The organism is Paenibacillus sedimenti, from assembly GCF_014534655.1.
Taxonomy (GTDB): Bacteria; Bacillota; Bacilli; order Paenibacillales; family NBRC-103111; genus Paenibacillus_E; species Paenibacillus_E sedimenti.
The window spans coordinates 462,122-480,836 of sequence record NZ_JACVVD010000004.1; the positions used below are offsets into that span (position 1 = coordinate 462,122).

Here is an 18,715-nt window from a genome sequence, read left to right on the forward strand (position 1 = left end):
CGGGTCCGAAGGACTTAGCCAGTGCAGGGTTGTCTGCCAGATTCCGCTTCCTCGAAATGCCTATAAGTGAAATAATATTCATATTCTTCGTTCTTATCTAGATAACCGTGGGTTTCACCACCTGAGGCAGTTCCGTTGGTGTGAATATATGGCTTTGGTTCATTGAAAACGATTTCAATTGAATCCTCTCTCGTATCTCCCTTGTTTATAGTTTTTAATATTAATTCTATCATAATTGGTTCATCTAATTTTATTTGAGGATGATCTATTCCGTTTATAACTTCTTTATCAGTTATAATTGTATAATTTATTGACGACCACAGATTAACGCTTTTATTTATTTTATTGTTTAAGAGTATAAATCGGTTTTCAGACTTATTTGGGTTGTTACAACGAGTAACATGCATAGGAAGCATGCATAGGAGTTAAACTTTTTCATCTTTCCCCTCTTTAATAGCTTTCGCAATGATTTCAGATAACGTTGTTGTGTTCCCGACGCCTCACCGACTTTTGCACAGTAGGGGCGGCCGCGACGAGGTTAGTCGGTGCAGGTGTATCTGCTGATTATGCTTCCTCGAAATCCTCTTGCTAACCAATATATTCAATTTTTCTTACGCTTTATTACAAATGCTTTATCCGCTCTCTCAAAACCGATCTTCTCATAAAACCCTTCTGCCTTTGGAGCCGATGTTTATATAAATTGTAATTCTTCCTCCCCTAAGTTGGTGCGGATTGTCCGCTGCTCCGAGTATGCCTCTCGTGGTCCAGGGACAGCGTAGCAGGCCCTAAGCCTGAATGCGGTGTTAGATGAAGTACCTTGCTTCACTGAGTTACATAAAAAATATGTTTTTCCCAGTCATTCCAATCGTTCTTTATGCTATTTATAAGCCATTCTCCCCCGAATGTTGTTGACCCTTCATGAGAGCAATATATAATCCAATTCATATTTTCATCAAACCAATAACCTTCCCCTATGCTTTCATAAGAAGGTTCAAAAGATTCTAACTTAACAATATATCCTTTATATCTAGACTCTCTTATTTCTATAATTTCATTTATATCATTCAGTATCTCTCTTAATTTAACGAATCCAAAATGACTCTCAAACGCAACAGAGTCAAAAGCAATTACAGAATTAACGTTTGTATCATACAAAGGAAACCAATAATGGTTTGAAATATCCCATATTTCTGTGAGTTTATCAAACATGCTATTTATTTCATCTCTACTCAATTCTCTTAAGTAGTAAAATTCATTCATGACTTTCATCGCCCTTCAAGGTATTTCATCTAACGTTATTGCATGCCTCTCGGCGACCAAGGGCCGTTAGGCCCGCTGCGGGAATGCTGCGTTATAAGAAGTCGTCGACCTCTTCAATTTATCTATACAAGAGTTCTTTCATATATTTCAATGAGTAGTAAGTTAAACCAATAAGTAAAATTAACATGACTGCTACAAGAATCAGACTCATCCATTCCCAAAAAGTATTTGAACTAAATTTATAAAATACTATTGATATTTCATTGTTCTTAAGAAAATTACTGGTGAACAATACAAAAACATTTACAATTACAAAGATACTGTTCAATGCAAGAACTCTATATAAAGGATTTTTAGCGTTCTTGATAATATAAATTTTTCTTTCATTGTCATCGGCCATTCCATCTTCCATTAACGCTTTAATATAATGCTCCCATCGAAAAGTCCCAATACTAGCTACGAGTGCTGCTATTGCTAATGCTGCTGTGATATTAACCTGAACTAATAATTGTATAAGTGCTTTCAAAGAGTCCTTGTCCTCAATAATAAACACTTGTAAAAATACAAATGCTAACATTGTAGCCATTACAATAGTGAAAATAATCTCAATATTATTCTTTCTTATTTTTTTATTTAATTCTTCTGAATTCATTACTTTTTTGTCTCCTTAAATTGATTTTTACGATTTCTAATTACGTTGTTGTATTCCCGAACCCTCACCGACTTAAGGCCGTTAAGCCGGGCGCGCGATGTGCTTAATCGGTGCAGGGTTGTCTGCCTGATTCCTCTTCCTCGAAATGCTTCTGGCAGACCAAGGGGCGTAAGCCCCGTAGCAGGAACACGGTGTTATATGAAATACGAGCTTTCCTTAAAATACAACCAATAAGAAAAAGCCTGATTATCAGGCTATTATACTTACGAAACAGCAATTTGTTCTGTTGATTTGTTACTTTCCATATTTATATTAAGTTCTTTACATAGATTTATTATATTTGGATTTCTAATTGCATCCTGGGACAATTCTATATAGCTTGTAAGGCATTCACTTGCTTCAAAATAATTCTTCTTGTGGTTATAAATTAGCGCTAAACAAACATGTAGGGATATCTTGTCAGGTTCTGATTTAACAATGTACTTTATAAATTGTATTATTTCATGTATTAAATTATCATTATCATCTAATTTAAAAGCTTTTCTATAGGTTTTAAATATTTGATTAATTTTACCTTGATAGGCATTTAAAAAAGCTGTACTATAATGCTTTTGTGAAACGTTATCACTTACTTTAAGTAAAATCCTTCTAGCTAAGGGAACATCTCTATTCATAAGGAAAGCATATATTGATTCCATTAGCAGATAGCTTACAGTGTTTGACTTTAAATCGTTTGCCTTTAGAATAAAGCTTCTAGATTCATTAAGAAGTTCTCTAGATCTGGTTTCGCTGTACTCATAATATAATCTTCTGCCTTTAAATAAATATATCTCATAAAGCACTTCCCTTGATAAACTTCTAATTTTCGAAAGAACAGGTATAGTTCTCCTTTGATCGCCAATATCTTTATTCAGCCTCTCAAAAATACTTTGAGCTTTATCGATTTTATGAGACCAAAGTGTTGCTAGTCCAACGAAATAACTTGAATAAAGACTAACCCAATTCGAAGTAATATTAAAGCCCTCAATTAACTGATCTTTATGTATTGAAACTCGAGGTAGTAATTCAGTTAATTGAACTGCCAAATCTTTTCTAACGTCTTTCTCTAATTCAGGATGAATTAGAACAGCATTAAGATCAAGTTTGACATCTTTACCAGCATCAAGAGTCTTACCAAATATAATAATATTACAGTTTAATTGTTTTACGCAGTTTTCTGCATCTCTGAAACTTAATATTTTTCTACATTCTTCAAAACCCAAAATTCTGACCCAAAAATCTTCAGAATCTAATTGAGATTGTATCTGTTCAATGAAATTATATTTTAATTCTTCATATTTCTCATTATCACGCTCTTGGATTGCAATAATTATCCCTACTTTATTATATGGGCAAACTAAAACATTACTTTTCTTACGACGCAAAATTACCCAAATTAAAATAATAGTAAAGATTACTATTGACCAGCTAATAATAAAAAATTTATTACGAATATTATCAGGACTAAATTCTGTAAAAGAAAGCATTATTAAAGTTAAAAAAGGTATTAAAATTACCAATGCTATTGGTCTGTAATAGTTTTTAATCACATAATTTGCCACAATCTCAAATAACTTGTCCATAGAGCCCCCGTTGTACTAAAAGTCTAATGGGTATTATATCATCTTTTAGAATCATTTGTTAGTTATTACTTATCTTGAATTGCGGGGATTTCTTATAACGTTGTTGTGTTCCCGAACCCGAGAGACTTAAGGTGTGGCTGCGCCGTGTGGCTTCATCACTTAGTCTCGCAGGATTGTCTGCCTGAATCCACTTCACCTAAATACCTCGGGCAGACCGAGGGCGTTAGCCCGATGCGTGAATACGGTGTTATATGATGCCTACGCCCTCTTCGAATCCGCTTTCTAAATATCTGTTTTCCTTGGTTTCCATCCAACTCTTTGACTCCATTGACTCGCTTCGTTCATTATCTTCCAAATAATTGGAGTCTTTCCTTCTACATATTGATGACGTTCATGTGCTTGCTTGTAACGATTCATCAAAGAATATTTCTCTTCAACATACTGGTTGCAAAATTCTTTATGCTCACGTAAAAAGTCTCTAAATAATAATGCGAATTGTTCTGACCAACTCCCTACTTCACGAACATGAATATGTGTTCTTTTCATTCCTTCACTTTCACGAAAATAACGTTTGGTCTTGTCCAAATTGTCAGCTCGATGTATGTAACCAATTGATTCAATTAATGGTTTGTAAATCATAGGTTCTAGGTGATTTACTGAAATTTGGATGTCAACGATCGGTTTTGCATCTAGTCCAACTATCGATGTAGAGCCGATATGGTCAATCCGTATAGCAATGTCCCCTAGTACTTGCCTAAGTAAACTTCCGGTTTTAATGAATTCATCTTTCCACTTCTCATCATATGGAATAACGATTATTGGTTCTGCCATAATTCCTCCTAAGGTTTATTTTTGCCTAGGTTTCATATAACGTTTTATCTGCGAACTTTGTAAATACATTTGTTAAGGAGAATTTTACCAAGTTCATTAACAAAATGATGTATTAACTTTCGTGAAATATCACTATTTTTCCTTTATATGTATTTGGTGTTGCCTCTAAAATCTCTAGACAATATGCTATACTACTCGATAGAAACTAACGCACCCTGCAAGGAGATGGACGACAATGAAGCTGGTATCGTGGAATGTTAACGGTTTACGGGCGTGTGTAAATAAAGGATTTAACGATTATTTTGCACAAACCGACGCCGATATTTTCTGTATTCAAGAAACGAAATTACAAGAAGGCCAAATTAATCTTGAGTATGGCGAAGACTACCATCAATTTTGGAATTACGCAGTTAAAAAGGGGTATTCCGGCACGGCGGTAATCACAAAAATCAAACCGCTGTCCGTTAGATACGGCATGGAAGAGGATCAAGAGCCTGAGGGTCGGATTATTACTTTAGAATTTGACGCCTTTTATCTGGTAACGGTGTACACGCCCAATGCAAAGCGTGATCTATCAAGACTGGACTATCGACTGGAATGGGAGGATCGGTTTCGAAGCTATCTGAACCAGTTGGACGCCCAAAAGCCTGTTGTCGTTTGTGGTGATCTTAATGTGGCTCATCACGAAATCGACATCAAAAATGCGAAATCCAATCGCAACAACTCCGGTTTTACGCAAGAAGAGCGAGACAAAATGACTCAATTACTAGAGTCTGGCTTCATAGACACCTTCAGACATTTCTATCCCGACCAAACGGATGCTTACACTTGGTGGTCGAATATGCCGAAGGTAAGAGAGCGTAATGTCGGATGGCGAATCGACTACTTCCTCGCCTCCTCCAGACTGGCTCCATCGTTAATTGACGCGCAGATTGATACCCATATTACAGGCAGCGATCATTGCCCTATTGTTCTGAAAATGGAAGATTCAACTTCAGAAAAATAGCCCCTTAATGGATCTCAACCGGCATGTACGCTATTTCGGTATTCCTTAGGGGTCATACCGGTCTTTTTCTTAAATAAGCGATTAAAAAACTTGATGTCCTGGTACCCGACCTTCAGTGCGATCGAAGAAATTTTTTCGTTCGTTGAAGCTAGCAGGCTGCAGCACAACTCAATACGCAGCTTGTGTACAAACTCGGTATAGTTCATCCCGGTCCGCATAACGAATCTGCGTCGAAACTGCCTTTCGCTGAGGCCAGCCATGGTCGCAAGCTGCTGTATTTGCGGCGGCTCGGCGATCTGTTCGCTAATCAAATGGATCATATGTTCCAGTGCATCTTCCGTGCTTGTGGAATATTTCGAATCCGCTATCCCGCTCCGACAGCGATGCATATGCGCAAAAAGCCTGATCATATCCGATTGCATCATCAGCAGGTAATCCGGCCGTTTGCGCGCAAACTCATCGAACAACGTATTGATGATCGTCTGAAACGTACCGTCCCGGTCTTTCCAATGAAACCATTGCATGTCCGGGTACGGTGTTGTGAGAACATGAAGAATGTCTATTTCCTCTGCAAAAAAATCAGTCAGTTTACGTATAAACGCCTCGCCAAACAAACAGTTATAAACAATCAAATGTTTTCGTTTCGGTTGTGCGAAAGCCGGACGGAATACATGAGAAACCCCAACAGGCAGAAAAAACAAATCCCCTTTGGCCACAGGCAGCGTCTGGCCTTCAATATAATGGTAGCCGCTGCCCTCGCTAACATAATTAATTTCCAAGAACTCATGGTTATGTTCCGCAAGCTCGAACGATTCCGACACCCGATTGATATAAATCGGCGTATCTGGCGTTAAATACAGAGCTGACGGGGTCGTTTCTATATGTCTTTTTACACTCATGATTTCACCTCATTCATAAATGTCCGATTACACCCTACATATCGTCCTTATAGGCACCCATTTTTCATTTTCTCCTAGATTATACTATAAACAGAACAACTTGAAATCTAGGGAGGATTCATGATAACGATGAATGAAAAAGTACCTTGGAAAGCCCAGTGGATATGGTCCGGAGGAGAAGTAAGCCCTCGTAACGAATGGCGCTGCTTTCGCAAGCAATTTCATTATTCCTGTGCTCATTATGAAGAGCAGGTCAATATTAAAATTACAGCAGATTCCCGGTACGTCTTGTATGTGAACGGCACTTTAGTCGGACGCGGTCCTGTCCGTTCCTGGCCTTTCGAGCTCGCCTTTGATGAGTATGAAATCGGTCATTTCCTTAATGCGGGGGCCGATAATACGATCGCGGTGATCGTCATGCATTATGGGGTGCCGACATTCCAATATTTAAGAGGCCGTGGCGGACTTCTTGCCCAAATCGACAACAACGATCGCAAAGTCATTCTTGCAACCGATTCCACCTGGACAACTGCCATCCACTCCGGTTACGATTCCCGCTCCTCCCGTATGTCCTGCCAGCTCCCTTTTACTGAAATTATCGACTCCAGGGATTGGGACGAATCATGGACGGAAACCGGATTTGCCGATGATGACTGGGAGCCCTCAGACGTGATTGGTCCGGTAGGCATGGAACCATGGACTTCCCTTATCGAACGAGACATTCCTCCTCTAACCGAAGAACCGGTATATCCGGTTCGTATCGAAAGCCTGAGTAGAGTAAAGCCAAGATCGTGGGGCGTCGTTCTCGACTTAAGGAACCATTTTGTTCCTAGCAGTGAGCAGCATGCCAACAATGTGCGATTCTACGGCTATGTGACAACGGTTATCCGGACGAACAAGCCGGTTCGCGCTATTATCGGTATCGTTGACGGCGGACGCTTGTCTTGGAATTGCAGCATTAATGGCGTGTGGCTTGACGAGAACGATTATTACGGAGAGAAGCCGGAACGATACTTGGACGTTCAACTGGTGCAAGGAGACAATTTCTTCATGATGGATATTCAAGGCTCTAGCCACGGGCATGGCTTTCATTTCGCGATCGATTGCGATGAACCTATCGAGATCGTTTCTCCTCTTGAGAGCAGGCTCGATCCCGCAGGAACCCGTTCGCCTTTCGCGACGCTCGGGCCATTCGATTATGTCGAAATTATCGATCACCAGCCTGAACGTCCTATCAATCCTTCCCATCCCGATTTCATGCAGGCGAGAAAGATCGCAGGAGCGTCCGAACTCGAACATTTCAAAGGCTGGTTACGGCCTGTCGATAACCGCTATGTCAGCCGTGACGATGTTTTCAGTAAGTGCATTTGGAAAAAGCAGTCTGTGCAGATGCCGATCCCATACTCCCTGCAAAACGCGGTCATCGCTAACCGGGCAGCCGCCGTCGTGCCCGTCTATCCGGAAGAACATACCGAGTTGATCATCGACTTCGGCAAGGAATTTTCCGGTTACATCGAGTTCGAAGCGGATGCATCTGGCGGCACCGTCATTGATTTCTACGGATTCGAATTTATGAGGGACGGCTATAGGCAAGAAATGTACGAGTTGGACAATACGATGCGGTACGTATGTAAGGAAGGCCATCAAACGTACTCGTCCCTCGTTCGCAGAGGATTCCGTTATTTGATGGTCACCGTCCGAAATGCCACAAAACCGTTGAAGCTTTACCGGGTCTCGCTTTTTCAAAGCAACTACGCAGTCGCGGAGATCGGCCGCTTCCAATGTTCCGACCCGCTGCTGGGTGACATCTGGGAAATCAGTAAACATACGACCCGCCTCTGTATGGAAGATACTTTTGTCGATTGTCCGGCTTTCGAGCAGACATTTTGGGTGGGCGATGCCCGCAATGAAGCGCTTGTGAATTATTACGTATTCGGTGATGACGCCATAGTCAAAAGGTGTCTGCGTCTCGTGCCCGGTTCGAATTTCCAGTCCCCCTTATACGGGGATCAGGTTCCAAGCGGTTGGAGCAGCGTGATCCCGAATTGGACATTTTTCTGGGCGATCGCCTGCCTGGAGCTTTACCGCTATAGTGGTGATCGAAAATTTGCCGAACAAATATGGCCTCATATCCGCTATACGCTCGATCACTTCCTGGAAAAGCTTGACGACAACGGTCTATTAAACATGAAAGGCTGGAACTTATTGGATTGGGCTCCGATCGACCAGCCTAACGATGGTGTCGTCTCTCACCAAAACATGTTTTTCGTTCAGGCGCTTCGCTCAGCAGCCCTTCTCGCCGATGGAGTCGATGAGGAGTGCGCTGAACGCTACAGGTCCCGCGCGGACGACATGAAAACAGCGATCAATGCCTTCCTTTGGTCGAAAGAACGCCAAGCCTTTGTGGACTGCATTCATAGCGACGGCCGGATTTCAGAAACGTTCAGCATGCAAACGCAGGTTGTCGCTTACCTATGTGGCATTGCAGACGATACGCGACTCCGTCGTTTAGAAACGTATATCGTAACGCCACCGCACGAATTCGTACAGATCGGGAGCCCTTTCATGTCCTTCTTCTACTACGAGGCGCTCGCCAAACTCGGCCGGTTCGACGTCATGCTGGATGATATGCGAATCCAGTACGGTAAAATGATCGAACACGACGCTACGACGTGCTGGGAGATGTATCCGAATTCTACTGAAAACCGGGCGAATCCGAACCTGCTGACACGCAGCCATTGTCACGCCTGGTCAGCCGGTCCCGGTTACTTCCTCGGTGCCTTTGTATTAGGCGTTCGCGGTCTTGATCCGGGCTGGTCGAAGGTGCTCGTCGAGCCGCAAATCGCCGACCTGTCATGGGCCCGCGGGACGGTTCCTCTTCCAGGGCAGGGCCGAATCGACATCTCTTGGCGAGCCGACCGGTCGACCCGGAAACTGCATATTCGGATCGAAGCGCCATCAGCATTGGAGCTCTCGATCGTATCTCCCGAAGGGTATGAGGCTGTAATCGAGCGTATCGGGCTTGGATAAAAATAATCAAAACGGCTCTATCGCATATCCAATGCGATGCAGAGCCGTTTTGTTCAGTGGCTGTACCCCTTCAAATTGTGCTGCTCCATTTTAAGTTGGTTCTATGTTTTTATATAAATTGTCTAAGACAACAACTGTAATGTATACCCAGAAAATATTTGCGGCAGTGAAAGTCAGAAACCACCATTCGTTTTTTAAAAAGTGTTTCCTCCATAGGCTAATTACTTACTATATTTGAGAAACAATAAAAAAATGAGTAAACTATAGTTAATGAAGGAGGCGAATCAAAATGGCCGATCTGGCAACAAACATGGAAATAGGAATCAGTACATTCTTGGAGACTACTCCGGATCCGGTGACAGGAGAGGTCATCAGCCATGCCGAGCGATTGCGCAACGCTGTTGAGGAGATCGTACTGGCCGATCAAGTCGGTTTGGATGTCTATGGAATTGGGGAACACCATCGAGCCGATTACGCTGGCACCTCGCCCGCCGTTGTGCTAGCAGCTGCGGCTGCCAGGACCAAGCGGATAAGGCTATCGAGTGCCGTTACCGTGCTGTCCTCAGACGACCCGGTTCGTGTGTATCAAGCGTTCTCGACCCTCGACGGCATCTCTAACGGCCGTGCCGAAATTATGGCTGGCCGGGGTTCGTTCATTGAATCCTTTCCGCTTTTTGGATACAGCCTCGACGATTATGACGAATTATTCGATGAAAAGCTTGAACTGCTGCTTGCGATCAGATCCTCGGAGAAGGTGACTTGGAGCGGCCGTCATCGTCCTGCCATCAATAACCTTGGCGTCTATCCCAGGTCCGTTCAGAGCCCGCTGCCGGTATGGATCGCAAGCGGAGGAACTGCACAATCAGCTGTTCGAGCAGGAATGTTAGGCCTTCCGATCGCATTCGCCATCATCGGCGGAATGCCAGAAAGTTTTGCTCCTTTAGTCGCACTCTATAAAGAGGCTGCTGCGCGGGCCGGACACGATCCCGACAAGCTGGAGATTGCCACACACTCGCACGGATTTGTCGGCGAGACAACCGTGCAGGCTGCCGATTTATTCTTCCCTTCAACACAGGCCCAAATGAATGTCATCGGGCGTGAACGGGGTTGGGGGCAGAATTACACCCGCGCAACTTATGATACTGCACGAAGCCTTCGCGGCGCCCTCTATGTCGGCGATCCCGAATATGTCGCGGAAAAGATTATTCTACTGCGCAATAATCTGGGGGTTACTCGTTTCTTCCTGCATATAAATGTCGGCACGATGCCGCACCTTGAAGTCATGCGTGCCATCGAATTGCTCGGCACCAGGGTTGCACCAATCGTACGCAAGGAGCTTGCCCGAAACGAGGCAAAGAAATAAGACAAGCTTCTCTAGGCGCGGCAGCCCGCCTTTGGCTGTATATCGAAAAGGCCGTAAAAGAAAAACCTTCCATCATAAAATGGAAGGTTCTTAAGCATGTCCGTTTTTAGTATAAAGCGTTTAAATGGTAAGTTTTGTTTTAATTATCTTGTACCGTTGACTAATTAATATTTAGATTCTATATTTGGGTTAACTTTTATATGAAATCATTTTTTATACATAAGAAATGAAAAGGATGGAAACCACGTAATGTCTGAGAATCACGAAAATTTAGGAATTCCCGAAGGGAGCCGCCTCAGTCTACAAGCTGACTGCGAGAACTGCTTCGGCTTGTGCTGTGTCGCGCTGCCCTTCGCGGCTACGGCAGACTTCGCGATCGACAAAGATGCCGGGCAGCCCTGCCAAAACCTCCAATCGGACTTCCGTTGCGGCATTCACAACAGCCTCAGGCAGCGGGGCTTTCGGGGTTGCACTGTTTATGACTGCTTCGGCGCGGGACAAAAGATTTCCCAAATTACCTTCGGCGGACACGACTGGCGGCAAGCTCCAGAATCCGCTAAACAAATGTTCGAGGTGTTCCCAATCATGCGGCAGCTCCACGAGCTCCTCTGGTATCTGACCGAAGCGCTGACGTTGCAACCGGCCCGTCCGATCCACGGTGCGCTCAGCTTCGCGCTCGACGAGACGGAACGCCTCACTCACCTCGGTCCCGACTCTCTCTTGGAAATGGATGTGGCCGCACACCGAGCAGACGTCAATGCTCTGCTCCTACGGACGAGCGAACTCGTTCGAGCCGAAGCCCTTCGCCAGCAGAAGGGCTCCCTAGGTCGTCGGAAGACCTACGACCGAGGAGCCGACCTTATCGGTGCCAATCTTAGAGGAGCCGACCTCAGAGGTGCCAACTTGAGGGGAGCCTACCTGATTGCCGCTGACCTCAGAGGCGCCGACCTGAGAGTGGCTGATCTCATCGGGGCTGATTTCCGAGACGCTGACCTCAGAGGTGCCGACCTCACGGAAAGTATCTTTCTCACCCAAGCCCAGCTCAACGCGGCGAAGGGTGATGTCGACACAAAGTTGCCGCCGTCTCTCACTCGCCCTACGCACTGGTCCACCTTTGAAGCATAAAGCGATTGGGCGCCTTTGACCCGCAGCGCCTGTAAGGTGGAAGTCATTTGCCCGAAATTCAAGTCGTTTCACCGCATTTGGCGTGAGAGAGGCTGTCTCTCAAGGGGAATTTCCTCCTTTTGGGACAGCCCCTTAGTTATTCCTATCGTATCCGAATGTTTAAATAATTAGTTATCCTATTTTATCTGCATTTGTCATATACTCTTCTTCTGCTCATTATACTTGTTGTATTAGAGCACTTTGAGAGGAGAGTGTCCGAATTGTCAAATGAGTTTGTCATGCGTTCATTAGATGAGATTCGATTCTGGTCACGTATAATGAAAGAACATTCCTTATTCTTGAAACTGGGATTTCGATGCGAAGATACGCAACTCATCCAAGAAGCAAATCAATTCTTTAGTATTTTTGAGCAAATTGAAGGCAAATCCCATTCATTTACCCAAATAACTGACCCTGAACAAATTAGACGCTTTAACATGGAAGTACATTCGGCAGCAACTCAAATTTGGGCTTTTAAAAGAAAGGTTCTTGGACTCATCATACAATGTAAACTTCCCGGTGGAAACAATTTCCCTTTGTTAGTAGACCATATAAGCAGAGAGGCCAATTATTTTAGAAATCGATTAGAGGAATTGAATACAGGCAGATTAGAACCGCTTCCCGATGCGATTATAGATGAAAATGTATTCTTTTTACGGATTATGGCTGACCACGCAAAGTTCATAGGGCATCTCCTTGACCCATCTGAAAGACAGCTGGTAGAGCAAGCGCGGAACTTTAGCCACGATTTTGACCAACTGCTATTTCAAGCCATAGATTTAAGTGGAATGCGCCCACAATCACAAACACAACCGCTTCTTGACCAATTCCTTGACCAGAATCGAATTTCCGTCGTTTCTCTGCGTGATTTTAAAAAGACCGCTAAAGAATTAATCGAGGCTTGTCGTATTAAAAGTATAATTCATCCATTACTCGCTGACCACGTGTTTCGTGAAGCGGAAAGATTTTTGTTCATTATTGATATGCTTGAACAATCTCTTTCTCCAGGAACTCCCTAAACGATCTTGAATTACTTAAACGCGAAGACGCCTGACTATCCTGAACGTCAGTTAATAAAAATGAAGTGCGAATTGCTTTATAGTTAAGCATTTCGCACTTCTTTATCATGTATCTACTTCATCAGTTTATTGATAGTGGTTAAAAGTTCCGTGATGACTTCATCATCGCCTTCTTGAATACGTTCAATGACACAACTTTTCATGTGATGCTCAAGCAACAACTTCCCCACACCATTTAAAGCAGATTGAACAGAAGCTATCTGATTCAGCACATCGTCACAGTACGTATCTTTCTCAATAAGGCCTTTCAAGCCTCTAACTTGCCCTTCGATACGATTTAATCTGCTTATTAGGTTACTCTTCGTTTTGTCTGAATGATGGCTTTTACGCTCACCAGAGGAATGACAGGAATCGTCGAGGCCTTCGTGTACATGTTCCATTAAAACGACCTCCTTTCTTCCCTTAGTATACCAACTCCCCGTACCCTATGTAAAATGGCATACAATGTTAGCTCAATGAATTGTATGTTATTAAGGTTTGTTTGCCTTGAAAATCATAAGGAATTACATCAGATTCAATTAGCTTTTTTATACCATATTTGTAATAAGGCATTTTTTGATCAGCTTCATCAAGATCTGCCCACTTTATTTCGGCTATTTCATGAGGCCGTGCAATCATAATATCCTCTTTTTTGGTCTTTGCTTTAAAGGTTACAAATACTACATGTTCACCTTTATCTTCAAAAAAACACTCGTTTACTGCACAAATACCCAATAATTCAACCTCAATACCTGTTTCTTCTTTTGTTTCTCTGATAGCTGCCGAAGACCATGATTCTTCAATCTCTACTGCACCACCTGGCAATGACCAGCTTGAAGAATGTATATTTCTAACAATTAATACCTTGTCTTGCTCCACATTTGTTATTAAAGCGTATGCCACGTCAACCCTAAACACGGATCAGCATCCTTTCATATTTGGTAAGCCCATCCATAATTATTTTAGCGAATATATGTTCGTTTGTGAAGGTGTGATTTTTCATAACGGGACCATATAACGACTGGAATTAGTAGAAGTGCGAGGCCTCCTCCAGCAAGCGATAGCGTTACGTAGCTGGAATGAGCAACAATCATGCCGGATAGTGCTCCACCCGATGCCCCGGCTAGTGCTATTAATACATCAAGCGTTCCTTGAGTTTTTGCACGAGTTCCAGGATCAGTAGCATCCACGATAAGTGCTGTACCACTGATCAAGCCAAAGTTCCAACCAAGTCCCAATAATGCTAGAGCGATTATAAGTACCAAGATAGAATCTGCAGGCGCTACAGCTGCAACTATACCAGCAGTCAGTAGAACACCTCCCGAAGCTATTGACATGGCTGTGCGACCGATCTTATCAACTAGAATGCCTGTAATGAGGGAAGGGAAATACATCGAGCCAATATGGATTCCTATTACTAATCCTACTTCTCCCAAACTATGCCCGTGATGCTTCATATGTATCGGCGTCATTGTCATAATTGCGACCATCACGATTTGAGTTAAGATCATTACTGTTGCCCCAACAATTAAGCCTCTGAAGTTAATTTTATCCGAATTCGTTTGCGTGGCGGTTGATTGGCTCCGATCTGACTGCGCTTTAATTATAGCTTTCGCGACAATGAATGGGTCTGGGCGTAGGAAAATCAGAAATACCATCCCTGCAAGGATGAAAGCCACCGCCGCTAAAATAAAAGGACCCGCAAGGGCAGGGACTTCGATTGACGTTGCAAATTGGCCCATAACATCTACCATGTTAGGACCTGCAACCGCACCGAAAGTAGTCGAGACCATTGCAATACTAATCGCTTTTGCCCGCTGGGTAGGCTTAGCTAAATCTGTTCCTGCATAACGTGCTTGTAAGTTTGTAGCCGTGCCTGCACCGTAAATGAGCAGCGATGTAAACAGAAGTACGATATTATGACTTACAGCAGCCAATATGACCCCAATAGCACCAATGCCGCCTGCCAAAAATCCTGCAGCAAGCCCAAACCGGCGCCCGTAACGTTGTGAAAGACGCCCAACAAGCAAAGCGGCCATAGCAGAACCAAGAGTGATCAAGGCGACGGGAACACCTGCAAAACTTTCTGTTCCCAACATATCCTGTGCAAGAAGTGCGCCGACTGTTACACCTGCAGCAAGCCCCGCACCCCCAAAAATTTGTGATATGACTACAACAAGCAAAGAACGCCTATACAACTCCTGCTGCATATCTTGGGAATCGGCATAACCTCGAAAATGGCTGTCTCTTATAATACGGGGTTCATGCGTCATCGCTTAGAACCACCTTTCTAATTGTTAATATAAGATGCCTTTCCTTGTGTTGATTTATTTGAATGCTCGACGTAACGCTTCCATTCGTGTACGCCCTCTTCTATACGAGAAGCTTTAATACCTTTGCTTTTCAAAATTTCAACAGCTTGAGCAGACATTAGACAATAAGGACCTCGGCAATACGCCACAATCTCCTTATTGACTGGTAAAGTCGCAAGATGTTTCTCTAATTCTCCAATAGGTATTGAAATAGCCCCTGGGATATGGCCCATTACATACTCATCCTCTGGGCGCACATCTAACAATAAAACTTCTCCTCTTTCCATCCGTTCCATAAGCACTTCCAAAGAAATGGGTTCCATACTTGCGTGATGTTGCAAAATATCAGTCTTTAACCGCTGAATCTCCACTAATTGCTTTTCACTGAGTCGATGTAAGGAAACCATAAAATCAGCGACAGATAGCTCAGCGACTTCATAAATGACAAAGTTACCCTTCTTATTGAATCTAACCAATCTTGATTCATGCAGCGTTTGCAAGTGCTGCGATACATTTGCAATACTCATTCCGGTTGCCTTAGATAGTTGATCTACAGATTTGGGGCCTTGAGCAAGTAAGTCGATCAGTTCCAACCGTTTCGGACTAGATAGACACTTACCAATGCGAGCAAATTCCTGATAAAGTTGATCTTTCCATTTTCGCTCTAAGTTCACAACAATCCACCTCAACTATTCAATTGTTTTGTTGAATAGTTATAATTTTAAAACCACCACTCATTAGTGTCAAGGACTATCATTCATATTCGGTTTCCAAGATAATCTGCTAACATTGACAAGAAAATGGTTTATATACTAAACTACAATCGTTATGCAAAAGCGACAAAGGCAAATAAGATGATCGACGAAAGTATGATTCTAGTCGTAGACGTACGGACAACGGCATCTATAACGGGAAAAGGAATCGAAGACCATGGATAAGAAAATATCTCAACAATCAAATCACATACACCGAATAAAAACGGGAAGCCATCATTTAGGTCGATTAATTATGCAACTCCAAAGACTTGAACGCCATCCCCGCAACTTTGGGGACGCAGGCCCGTTAACGCCAAGTGAAATTCACACGATTGACGCCATCGGTTACGAAGGCGGCATCCTGATGAGCGAGCTCGCTTCCCGTCTCGGCGTAACGAAAGGAGCAGTGACGCAGCTTTTCAGCCGTCTGGAGGCCAAAGAACTTGTTAAGCGTTCTCTTCACCCGGATGATTCCAGGGCTGTATTGATCTCTCTAACCGAAAAGGGAAAAAGTGCTTACCAAGCCCATGAAGATGTGCATCTGAACTTTTACAAGGAGCTTAGCGCTCAATTAGACGAAGAAGAAATCCGAATTTTCGAAAAATGCATTCAAAAATTGAATGAGTTTATGCAGAAATAATTTTCACCAGAAAATCCGAATATCCCGAAGAACGGTAAACCACAGCTGCTACAGCAGCAGCAACCTTGGCGGTAATTTCTGCCTCGCGTTTTAACGGCAAATATTTCTTGCCCGATTCGCATCTTGCTGCCAAACAACTGTACGATGGCATTGCGAATCGGCCTAAATTTCAATAATCGGAACGCTCCCGATGCTCTCATCCATTTGAGCAATCCGGTCACCGCTGCCGAATCGAAATCACATCATATTTCATGCCTAAATTATCGATCGTCCATTCGATTGCGGCTTTCCCGTGATGGTCCCCTAATCCCAGCATAATGGAAATGTCTATAGAATCCGTCTCATCCATCAGATTTTTTGCGCGGCGAGCAAGCAAGCTTGTCAGCCCCATCATACGAGTCCTCCCGTCACCGTAATCCGTCTACATAGTATAGTTGCTAAACGATATGTCAAAAAAAATAAAGGGGAAGGTTGCGTTCGAGCCGCCGAGGTTGAATTATCTACCACCCCAGATTAGCAACATTTTAATTATCCTCATATTTAGTATAGTATCTAAACAATTTATCGTCAAGATGCAGCCACTCTCTGTAAATAGAGCTAACTCGCTTATTTTCATAAAAATGAAAGCATAATTCGGCATTTTTTTATTTTTCTTCAACTCAGCATTCGATACCTTTTTTAGGAAGTGATTGTTATAATTAACAATAGATATCATGGTGATAGTTCACATATTGAATTCTGAAAAGGAAGTGGGTTTCGTTGCCCAGAACGCTGCTGCACTGCCTCATGGCGGCTGTTTTTTTGTTATATGGTTGTCAAGCTGCTGACAATAATTCCGCCTCCGCAATCACAACTCAGATACCATTACTACAACAATCAGTATCCTCCGAACATGCAAACCCAAGTCCATCACCCAACGAAAAGCCTGATCCTCTTACCAGCCCTACTCCAAAGCCAAGTGCATCAGTTCCATCGGCTCCCCACTCCATGATCCAACATCTTGAACCGATCGATATCATTTATGCCGGAGACGCTATGTTCGACTGGTCTGTAAAAGAAGCAGTAACAAAGCTCGGTCCCGATTTTCCTTTCGTGCATGTGAAGGCAGAAGTAGAAAAAGCTGACTTTGCTTTCGTCAATCTTGAAACTGCTGTTACGCTCGCGAATAACAAAGATACGAACCAGATTTATAATTTCAAATCCAATCCGGAATCGCTTATCGGGCTAAAAAATGCAGGGTTTGACATGGTTTCGGTCGCCAATAATCATTCTATGGATTTCTTACAAAATGGATTTCTAGACACGCTCGATAATCTGGACAATGCGGGGCTACTTTATGTTGGGGGCGGACTTAATGTGAAGGAAGCGTATAGTGCGAAGAGCGTCATTATTAAGGGGAGAAAGGTAAAATTTCTCGCGTTCTCACGCTTCATTCCTACAGTAGAGTGGTTTGCAGGGGTGAGTAAGCCGGGTGTCGCCCAAGCGTACGATAAAAAACCGGTGCTGGATGCCATCGCCCAGGAGTGTAAGGATGCCGATTATGTGATGGTCTATATCCATTGGGGAATAGAAATGAATAACCGTCCCGAACAGTGGCAGCGAGATTATGCTCGCCAAATGATCGATGCAGGTGCGGATGCAATCGTTGGCAGCCATGTGCATGTACTGCAGGGGTTTGAGTTTTACAAAGAAAAGCCGATCGCATATTCTATTGGAAATTTCCTCTTTCCTGACTATGTAAGCGGTCGGAAGGCGGATACGGGACTGCTTCATTTGACAATTCACGACGATCGAATCGAAATGTCTTTTCGCCCATATTACATCGAGAAGAACCAAATCGTTCCTAAGGACGAAGCGTACGTGAACAAACAGTATAAGTATTTGGAGTCGATATCGTACGACGTGACAATGGATGGCCCGAATGTCCGGATGCAGGATCCTAAAAAATAAAAAACCAGCCAAAACACGAAAAATAAAGTGTTAGACTGGTTTTAGTATGATGTCGGTCAAGCCCCCTCTCCCCAATTATTAAAGGGTGCGTCTAATCCTCTCTTGCATTCATACCGGATTTTCACTAGGCAAACTGCTGACGCGCTCCAAATGAACTGCCATCTCACTGCCAA

18 protein-coding genes are annotated in these 18,715 nt (G+C 43.3%); 7 read left to right on the forward strand and 11 right to left on the reverse strand.

The window, feature by feature from the left end:
* Positions 1 to 14: 14 nt before the first annotated feature.
* The 5 genes from ICC18_RS15035 to ICC18_RS15055 all read right to left on the reverse strand — a co-directional run bounded on the left by ICC18_RS15035 (position 15) and on the right by ICC18_RS15055 (position 4,365).
* Positions 15 to 407 carry a hypothetical protein gene (locus ICC18_RS15035; RefSeq protein WP_188175230.1) on the reverse strand — a complete coding sequence of 131 codons (393 nt, stop codon included), beginning with the start codon at positions 405 to 407 and terminating at the stop codon, positions 15 to 17.
* Positions 408 to 822: 415 nt separating this feature from the next.
* On the reverse strand, positions 823 to 1,260 hold the full coding sequence (locus ICC18_RS15040; protein ID WP_188175231.1) for a hypothetical protein: 438 nt from the start codon (positions 1,258 to 1,260) through the stop codon (positions 823 to 825).
* Positions 1,261 to 1,378: 118 nt separating this feature from the next.
* A complete protein-coding gene (locus ICC18_RS15045; RefSeq protein WP_188175232.1) occupies positions 1,379 to 1,912 on the reverse strand; it encodes a hypothetical protein in 534 nt (177 codons plus the stop codon).
* Positions 1,913 to 2,175: 263 nt separating this feature from the next.
* Positions 2,176 to 3,534: a hypothetical protein gene (locus ICC18_RS15050; RefSeq protein ID WP_188175233.1), complete on the reverse strand. Its 1,359-nt coding sequence runs from the start codon at positions 3,532 to 3,534 to the stop codon at positions 2,176 to 2,178.
* A 282-nt stretch (positions 3,535 to 3,816) separates the two neighbouring features.
* Complete coding sequence (locus ICC18_RS15055) at positions 3,817 to 4,365, reverse strand: GrpB family protein (protein ID WP_188175234.1); 549 nt, start codon at positions 4,363 to 4,365, stop codon at positions 3,817 to 3,819.
* Between the two features lie 235 nt (positions 4,366 to 4,600).
* On the opposite strand from ICC18_RS15055, the gene ICC18_RS15060 reads away from it, so the two are divergent.
* Positions 4,601 to 5,371 carry an exodeoxyribonuclease III gene (locus tag ICC18_RS15060; RefSeq protein WP_188175235.1) on the forward strand — a complete coding sequence of 257 codons (771 nt, stop codon included), beginning with the start codon at positions 4,601 to 4,603 and terminating at the stop codon, positions 5,369 to 5,371.
* Between the two features lie 14 nt (positions 5,372 to 5,385).
* Here ICC18_RS15060 and ICC18_RS15065 read toward each other — a convergent pair whose 3' ends face one another.
* Entirely contained in the window at positions 5,386 to 6,270 is an 885-nt protein-coding gene (locus ICC18_RS15065; RefSeq protein ID WP_188175236.1) for an AraC family transcriptional regulator, read from the reverse strand.
* 120 nt (positions 6,271 to 6,390) lie between these two features.
* Here ICC18_RS15065 and ICC18_RS15070 point away from each other — a divergent pair, with 120 nt between their 5' ends.
* The 4 genes from ICC18_RS15070 to ICC18_RS15085 all read left to right on the forward strand — a co-directional run bounded on the left by ICC18_RS15070 (position 6,391) and on the right by ICC18_RS15085 (position 12,846).
* Entirely contained in the window at positions 6,391 to 9,300 is a 2,910-nt protein-coding gene (locus tag ICC18_RS15070; protein WP_223192568.1) for a family 78 glycoside hydrolase catalytic domain, read from the forward strand.
* 310 nt (positions 9,301 to 9,610) lie between these two features.
* On the forward strand, positions 9,611 to 10,663 hold the full coding sequence (locus ICC18_RS15075; RefSeq protein ID WP_188175237.1) for an LLM class flavin-dependent oxidoreductase: 1,053 nt from the start codon (positions 9,611 to 9,613) through the stop codon (positions 10,661 to 10,663).
* Between the two features lie 249 nt (positions 10,664 to 10,912).
* Positions 10,913 to 11,788, forward strand: a complete 876-nt coding sequence (locus ICC18_RS15080; RefSeq protein WP_188175238.1) for a pentapeptide repeat-containing protein — start codon at positions 10,913 to 10,915, stop codon at positions 11,786 to 11,788.
* A gap of 260 nt (positions 11,789 to 12,048) precedes the next feature.
* The gene (locus tag ICC18_RS15085; RefSeq protein ID WP_188175239.1) at positions 12,049 to 12,846 is read left to right on the forward strand and encodes a DUF2935 domain-containing protein; all 798 of its coding nucleotides are present in this window, start codon (positions 12,049 to 12,051) and stop codon (positions 12,844 to 12,846) included.
* Between the two features lie 113 nt (positions 12,847 to 12,959).
* Here the strand turns inward: ICC18_RS15085 and ICC18_RS15090 are convergent, their stop codons facing one another.
* The 4 genes from ICC18_RS15090 to ICC18_RS15105 form a co-directional block, all read right to left on the reverse strand.
* Positions 12,960 to 13,286 carry a metal-sensitive transcriptional regulator gene (locus tag ICC18_RS15090; RefSeq protein ID WP_188175240.1) on the reverse strand — a complete coding sequence of 109 codons (327 nt, stop codon included), beginning with the start codon at positions 13,284 to 13,286 and terminating at the stop codon, positions 12,960 to 12,962.
* 67 nt (positions 13,287 to 13,353) lie between these two features.
* The gene (locus tag ICC18_RS15095) at positions 13,354 to 13,803 is read right to left on the reverse strand and encodes an NUDIX hydrolase (RefSeq protein ID WP_188175241.1); all 450 of its coding nucleotides are present in this window, start codon (positions 13,801 to 13,803) and stop codon (positions 13,354 to 13,356) included.
* A 44-nt stretch (positions 13,804 to 13,847) separates the two neighbouring features.
* Positions 13,848 to 15,158, reverse strand: coding sequence for an MFS transporter (locus ICC18_RS15100; RefSeq protein ID WP_188175242.1), 1,311 nt, complete (start codon positions 15,156 to 15,158; stop codon positions 13,848 to 13,850).
* 17 nt (positions 15,159 to 15,175) lie between these two features.
* Positions 15,176 to 15,871, reverse strand: a complete 696-nt coding sequence (locus tag ICC18_RS15105; protein ID WP_188175243.1) for an ArsR/SmtB family transcription factor — start codon at positions 15,869 to 15,871, stop codon at positions 15,176 to 15,178.
* A 334-nt stretch (positions 15,872 to 16,205) separates the two neighbouring features.
* Here ICC18_RS15105 and ICC18_RS15110 point away from each other — a divergent pair, with 334 nt between their 5' ends.
* A complete protein-coding gene (locus tag ICC18_RS15110) occupies positions 16,206 to 16,592 on the forward strand; it encodes a MarR family winged helix-turn-helix transcriptional regulator (RefSeq protein ID WP_223192570.1) in 387 nt (128 codons plus the stop codon).
* Positions 16,593 to 16,809: 217 nt separating this feature from the next.
* On the opposite strand, the gene ICC18_RS15115 is transcribed toward ICC18_RS15110, so the two are convergent.
* The gene (locus tag ICC18_RS15115; protein WP_188175245.1) at positions 16,810 to 16,986 is read right to left on the reverse strand and encodes a hypothetical protein; all 177 of its coding nucleotides are present in this window, start codon (positions 16,984 to 16,986) and stop codon (positions 16,810 to 16,812) included.
* Positions 16,987 to 17,579: 593 nt separating this feature from the next.
* Here ICC18_RS15115 and ICC18_RS15120 point away from each other — a divergent pair.
* A complete protein-coding gene (locus ICC18_RS15120; RefSeq protein ID WP_223192571.1) occupies positions 17,580 to 18,542 on the forward strand; it encodes a CapA family protein in 963 nt (320 codons plus the stop codon).
* The last annotated feature ends 173 nt before the right edge of the window (positions 18,543 to 18,715 follow it).

Coding starts and splice junctions, on each gene's coding strand:
- ICC18_RS15035 (WP_188175230.1), bottom strand. CDS start 407: ATGCATGTTACTCGTTGTAACAACCCAAATAAGTCTGAAAACCGATTT.
- ICC18_RS15040 (WP_188175231.1), bottom strand. CDS start 1,260: ATGAATGAATTTTACTACTTAAGAGAATTGAGTAGAGATGAAATAAAT.
- ICC18_RS15045 (WP_188175232.1), bottom strand. CDS start 1,912: ATGAATTCAGAAGAATTAAATAAAAAAATAAGAAAGAATAATATTGAG.
- ICC18_RS15050 (WP_188175233.1), bottom strand. CDS start 3,534: ATGGACAAGTTATTTGAGATTGTGGCAAATTATGTGATTAAAAACTAT.
- ICC18_RS15055 (WP_188175234.1), bottom strand. CDS start 4,365: ATGGCAGAACCAATAATCGTTATTCCATATGATGAGAAGTGGAAAGAT.
- ICC18_RS15060 (WP_188175235.1), top strand. CDS start 4,601: ATGAAGCTGGTATCGTGGAATGTTAACGGTTTACGGGCGTGTGTAAAT.
- ICC18_RS15065 (WP_188175236.1), bottom strand. CDS start 6,270: ATGAGTGTAAAAAGACATATAGAAACGACCCCGTCAGCTCTGTATTTA.
- ICC18_RS15070 (WP_223192568.1), top strand. CDS start 6,391: ATGATAACGATGAATGAAAAAGTACCTTGGAAAGCCCAGTGGATATGG.
- ICC18_RS15075 (WP_188175237.1), top strand. CDS start 9,611: ATGGAAATAGGAATCAGTACATTCTTGGAGACTACTCCGGATCCGGTG.
- ICC18_RS15080 (WP_188175238.1), top strand. CDS start 10,913: ATGTCTGAGAATCACGAAAATTTAGGAATTCCCGAAGGGAGCCGCCTC.
- ICC18_RS15090 (WP_188175240.1), bottom strand. CDS start 13,286: ATGGAACATGTACACGAAGGCCTCGACGATTCCTGTCATTCCTCTGGT.
- ICC18_RS15100 (WP_188175242.1), bottom strand. CDS start 15,158: ATGACGCATGAACCCCGTATTATAAGAGACAGCCATTTTCGAGGTTAT.
- ICC18_RS15110 (WP_223192570.1), top strand. CDS start 16,206: ATGCAACTCCAAAGACTTGAACGCCATCCCCGCAACTTTGGGGACGCA.
- ICC18_RS15115 (WP_188175245.1), bottom strand. CDS start 16,986: ATGATGGGGCTGACAAGCTTGCTTGCTCGCCGCGCAAAAAATCTGATG.
- ICC18_RS15120 (WP_223192571.1), top strand. CDS start 17,580: ATGATCCAACATCTTGAACCGATCGATATCATTTATGCCGGAGACGCT.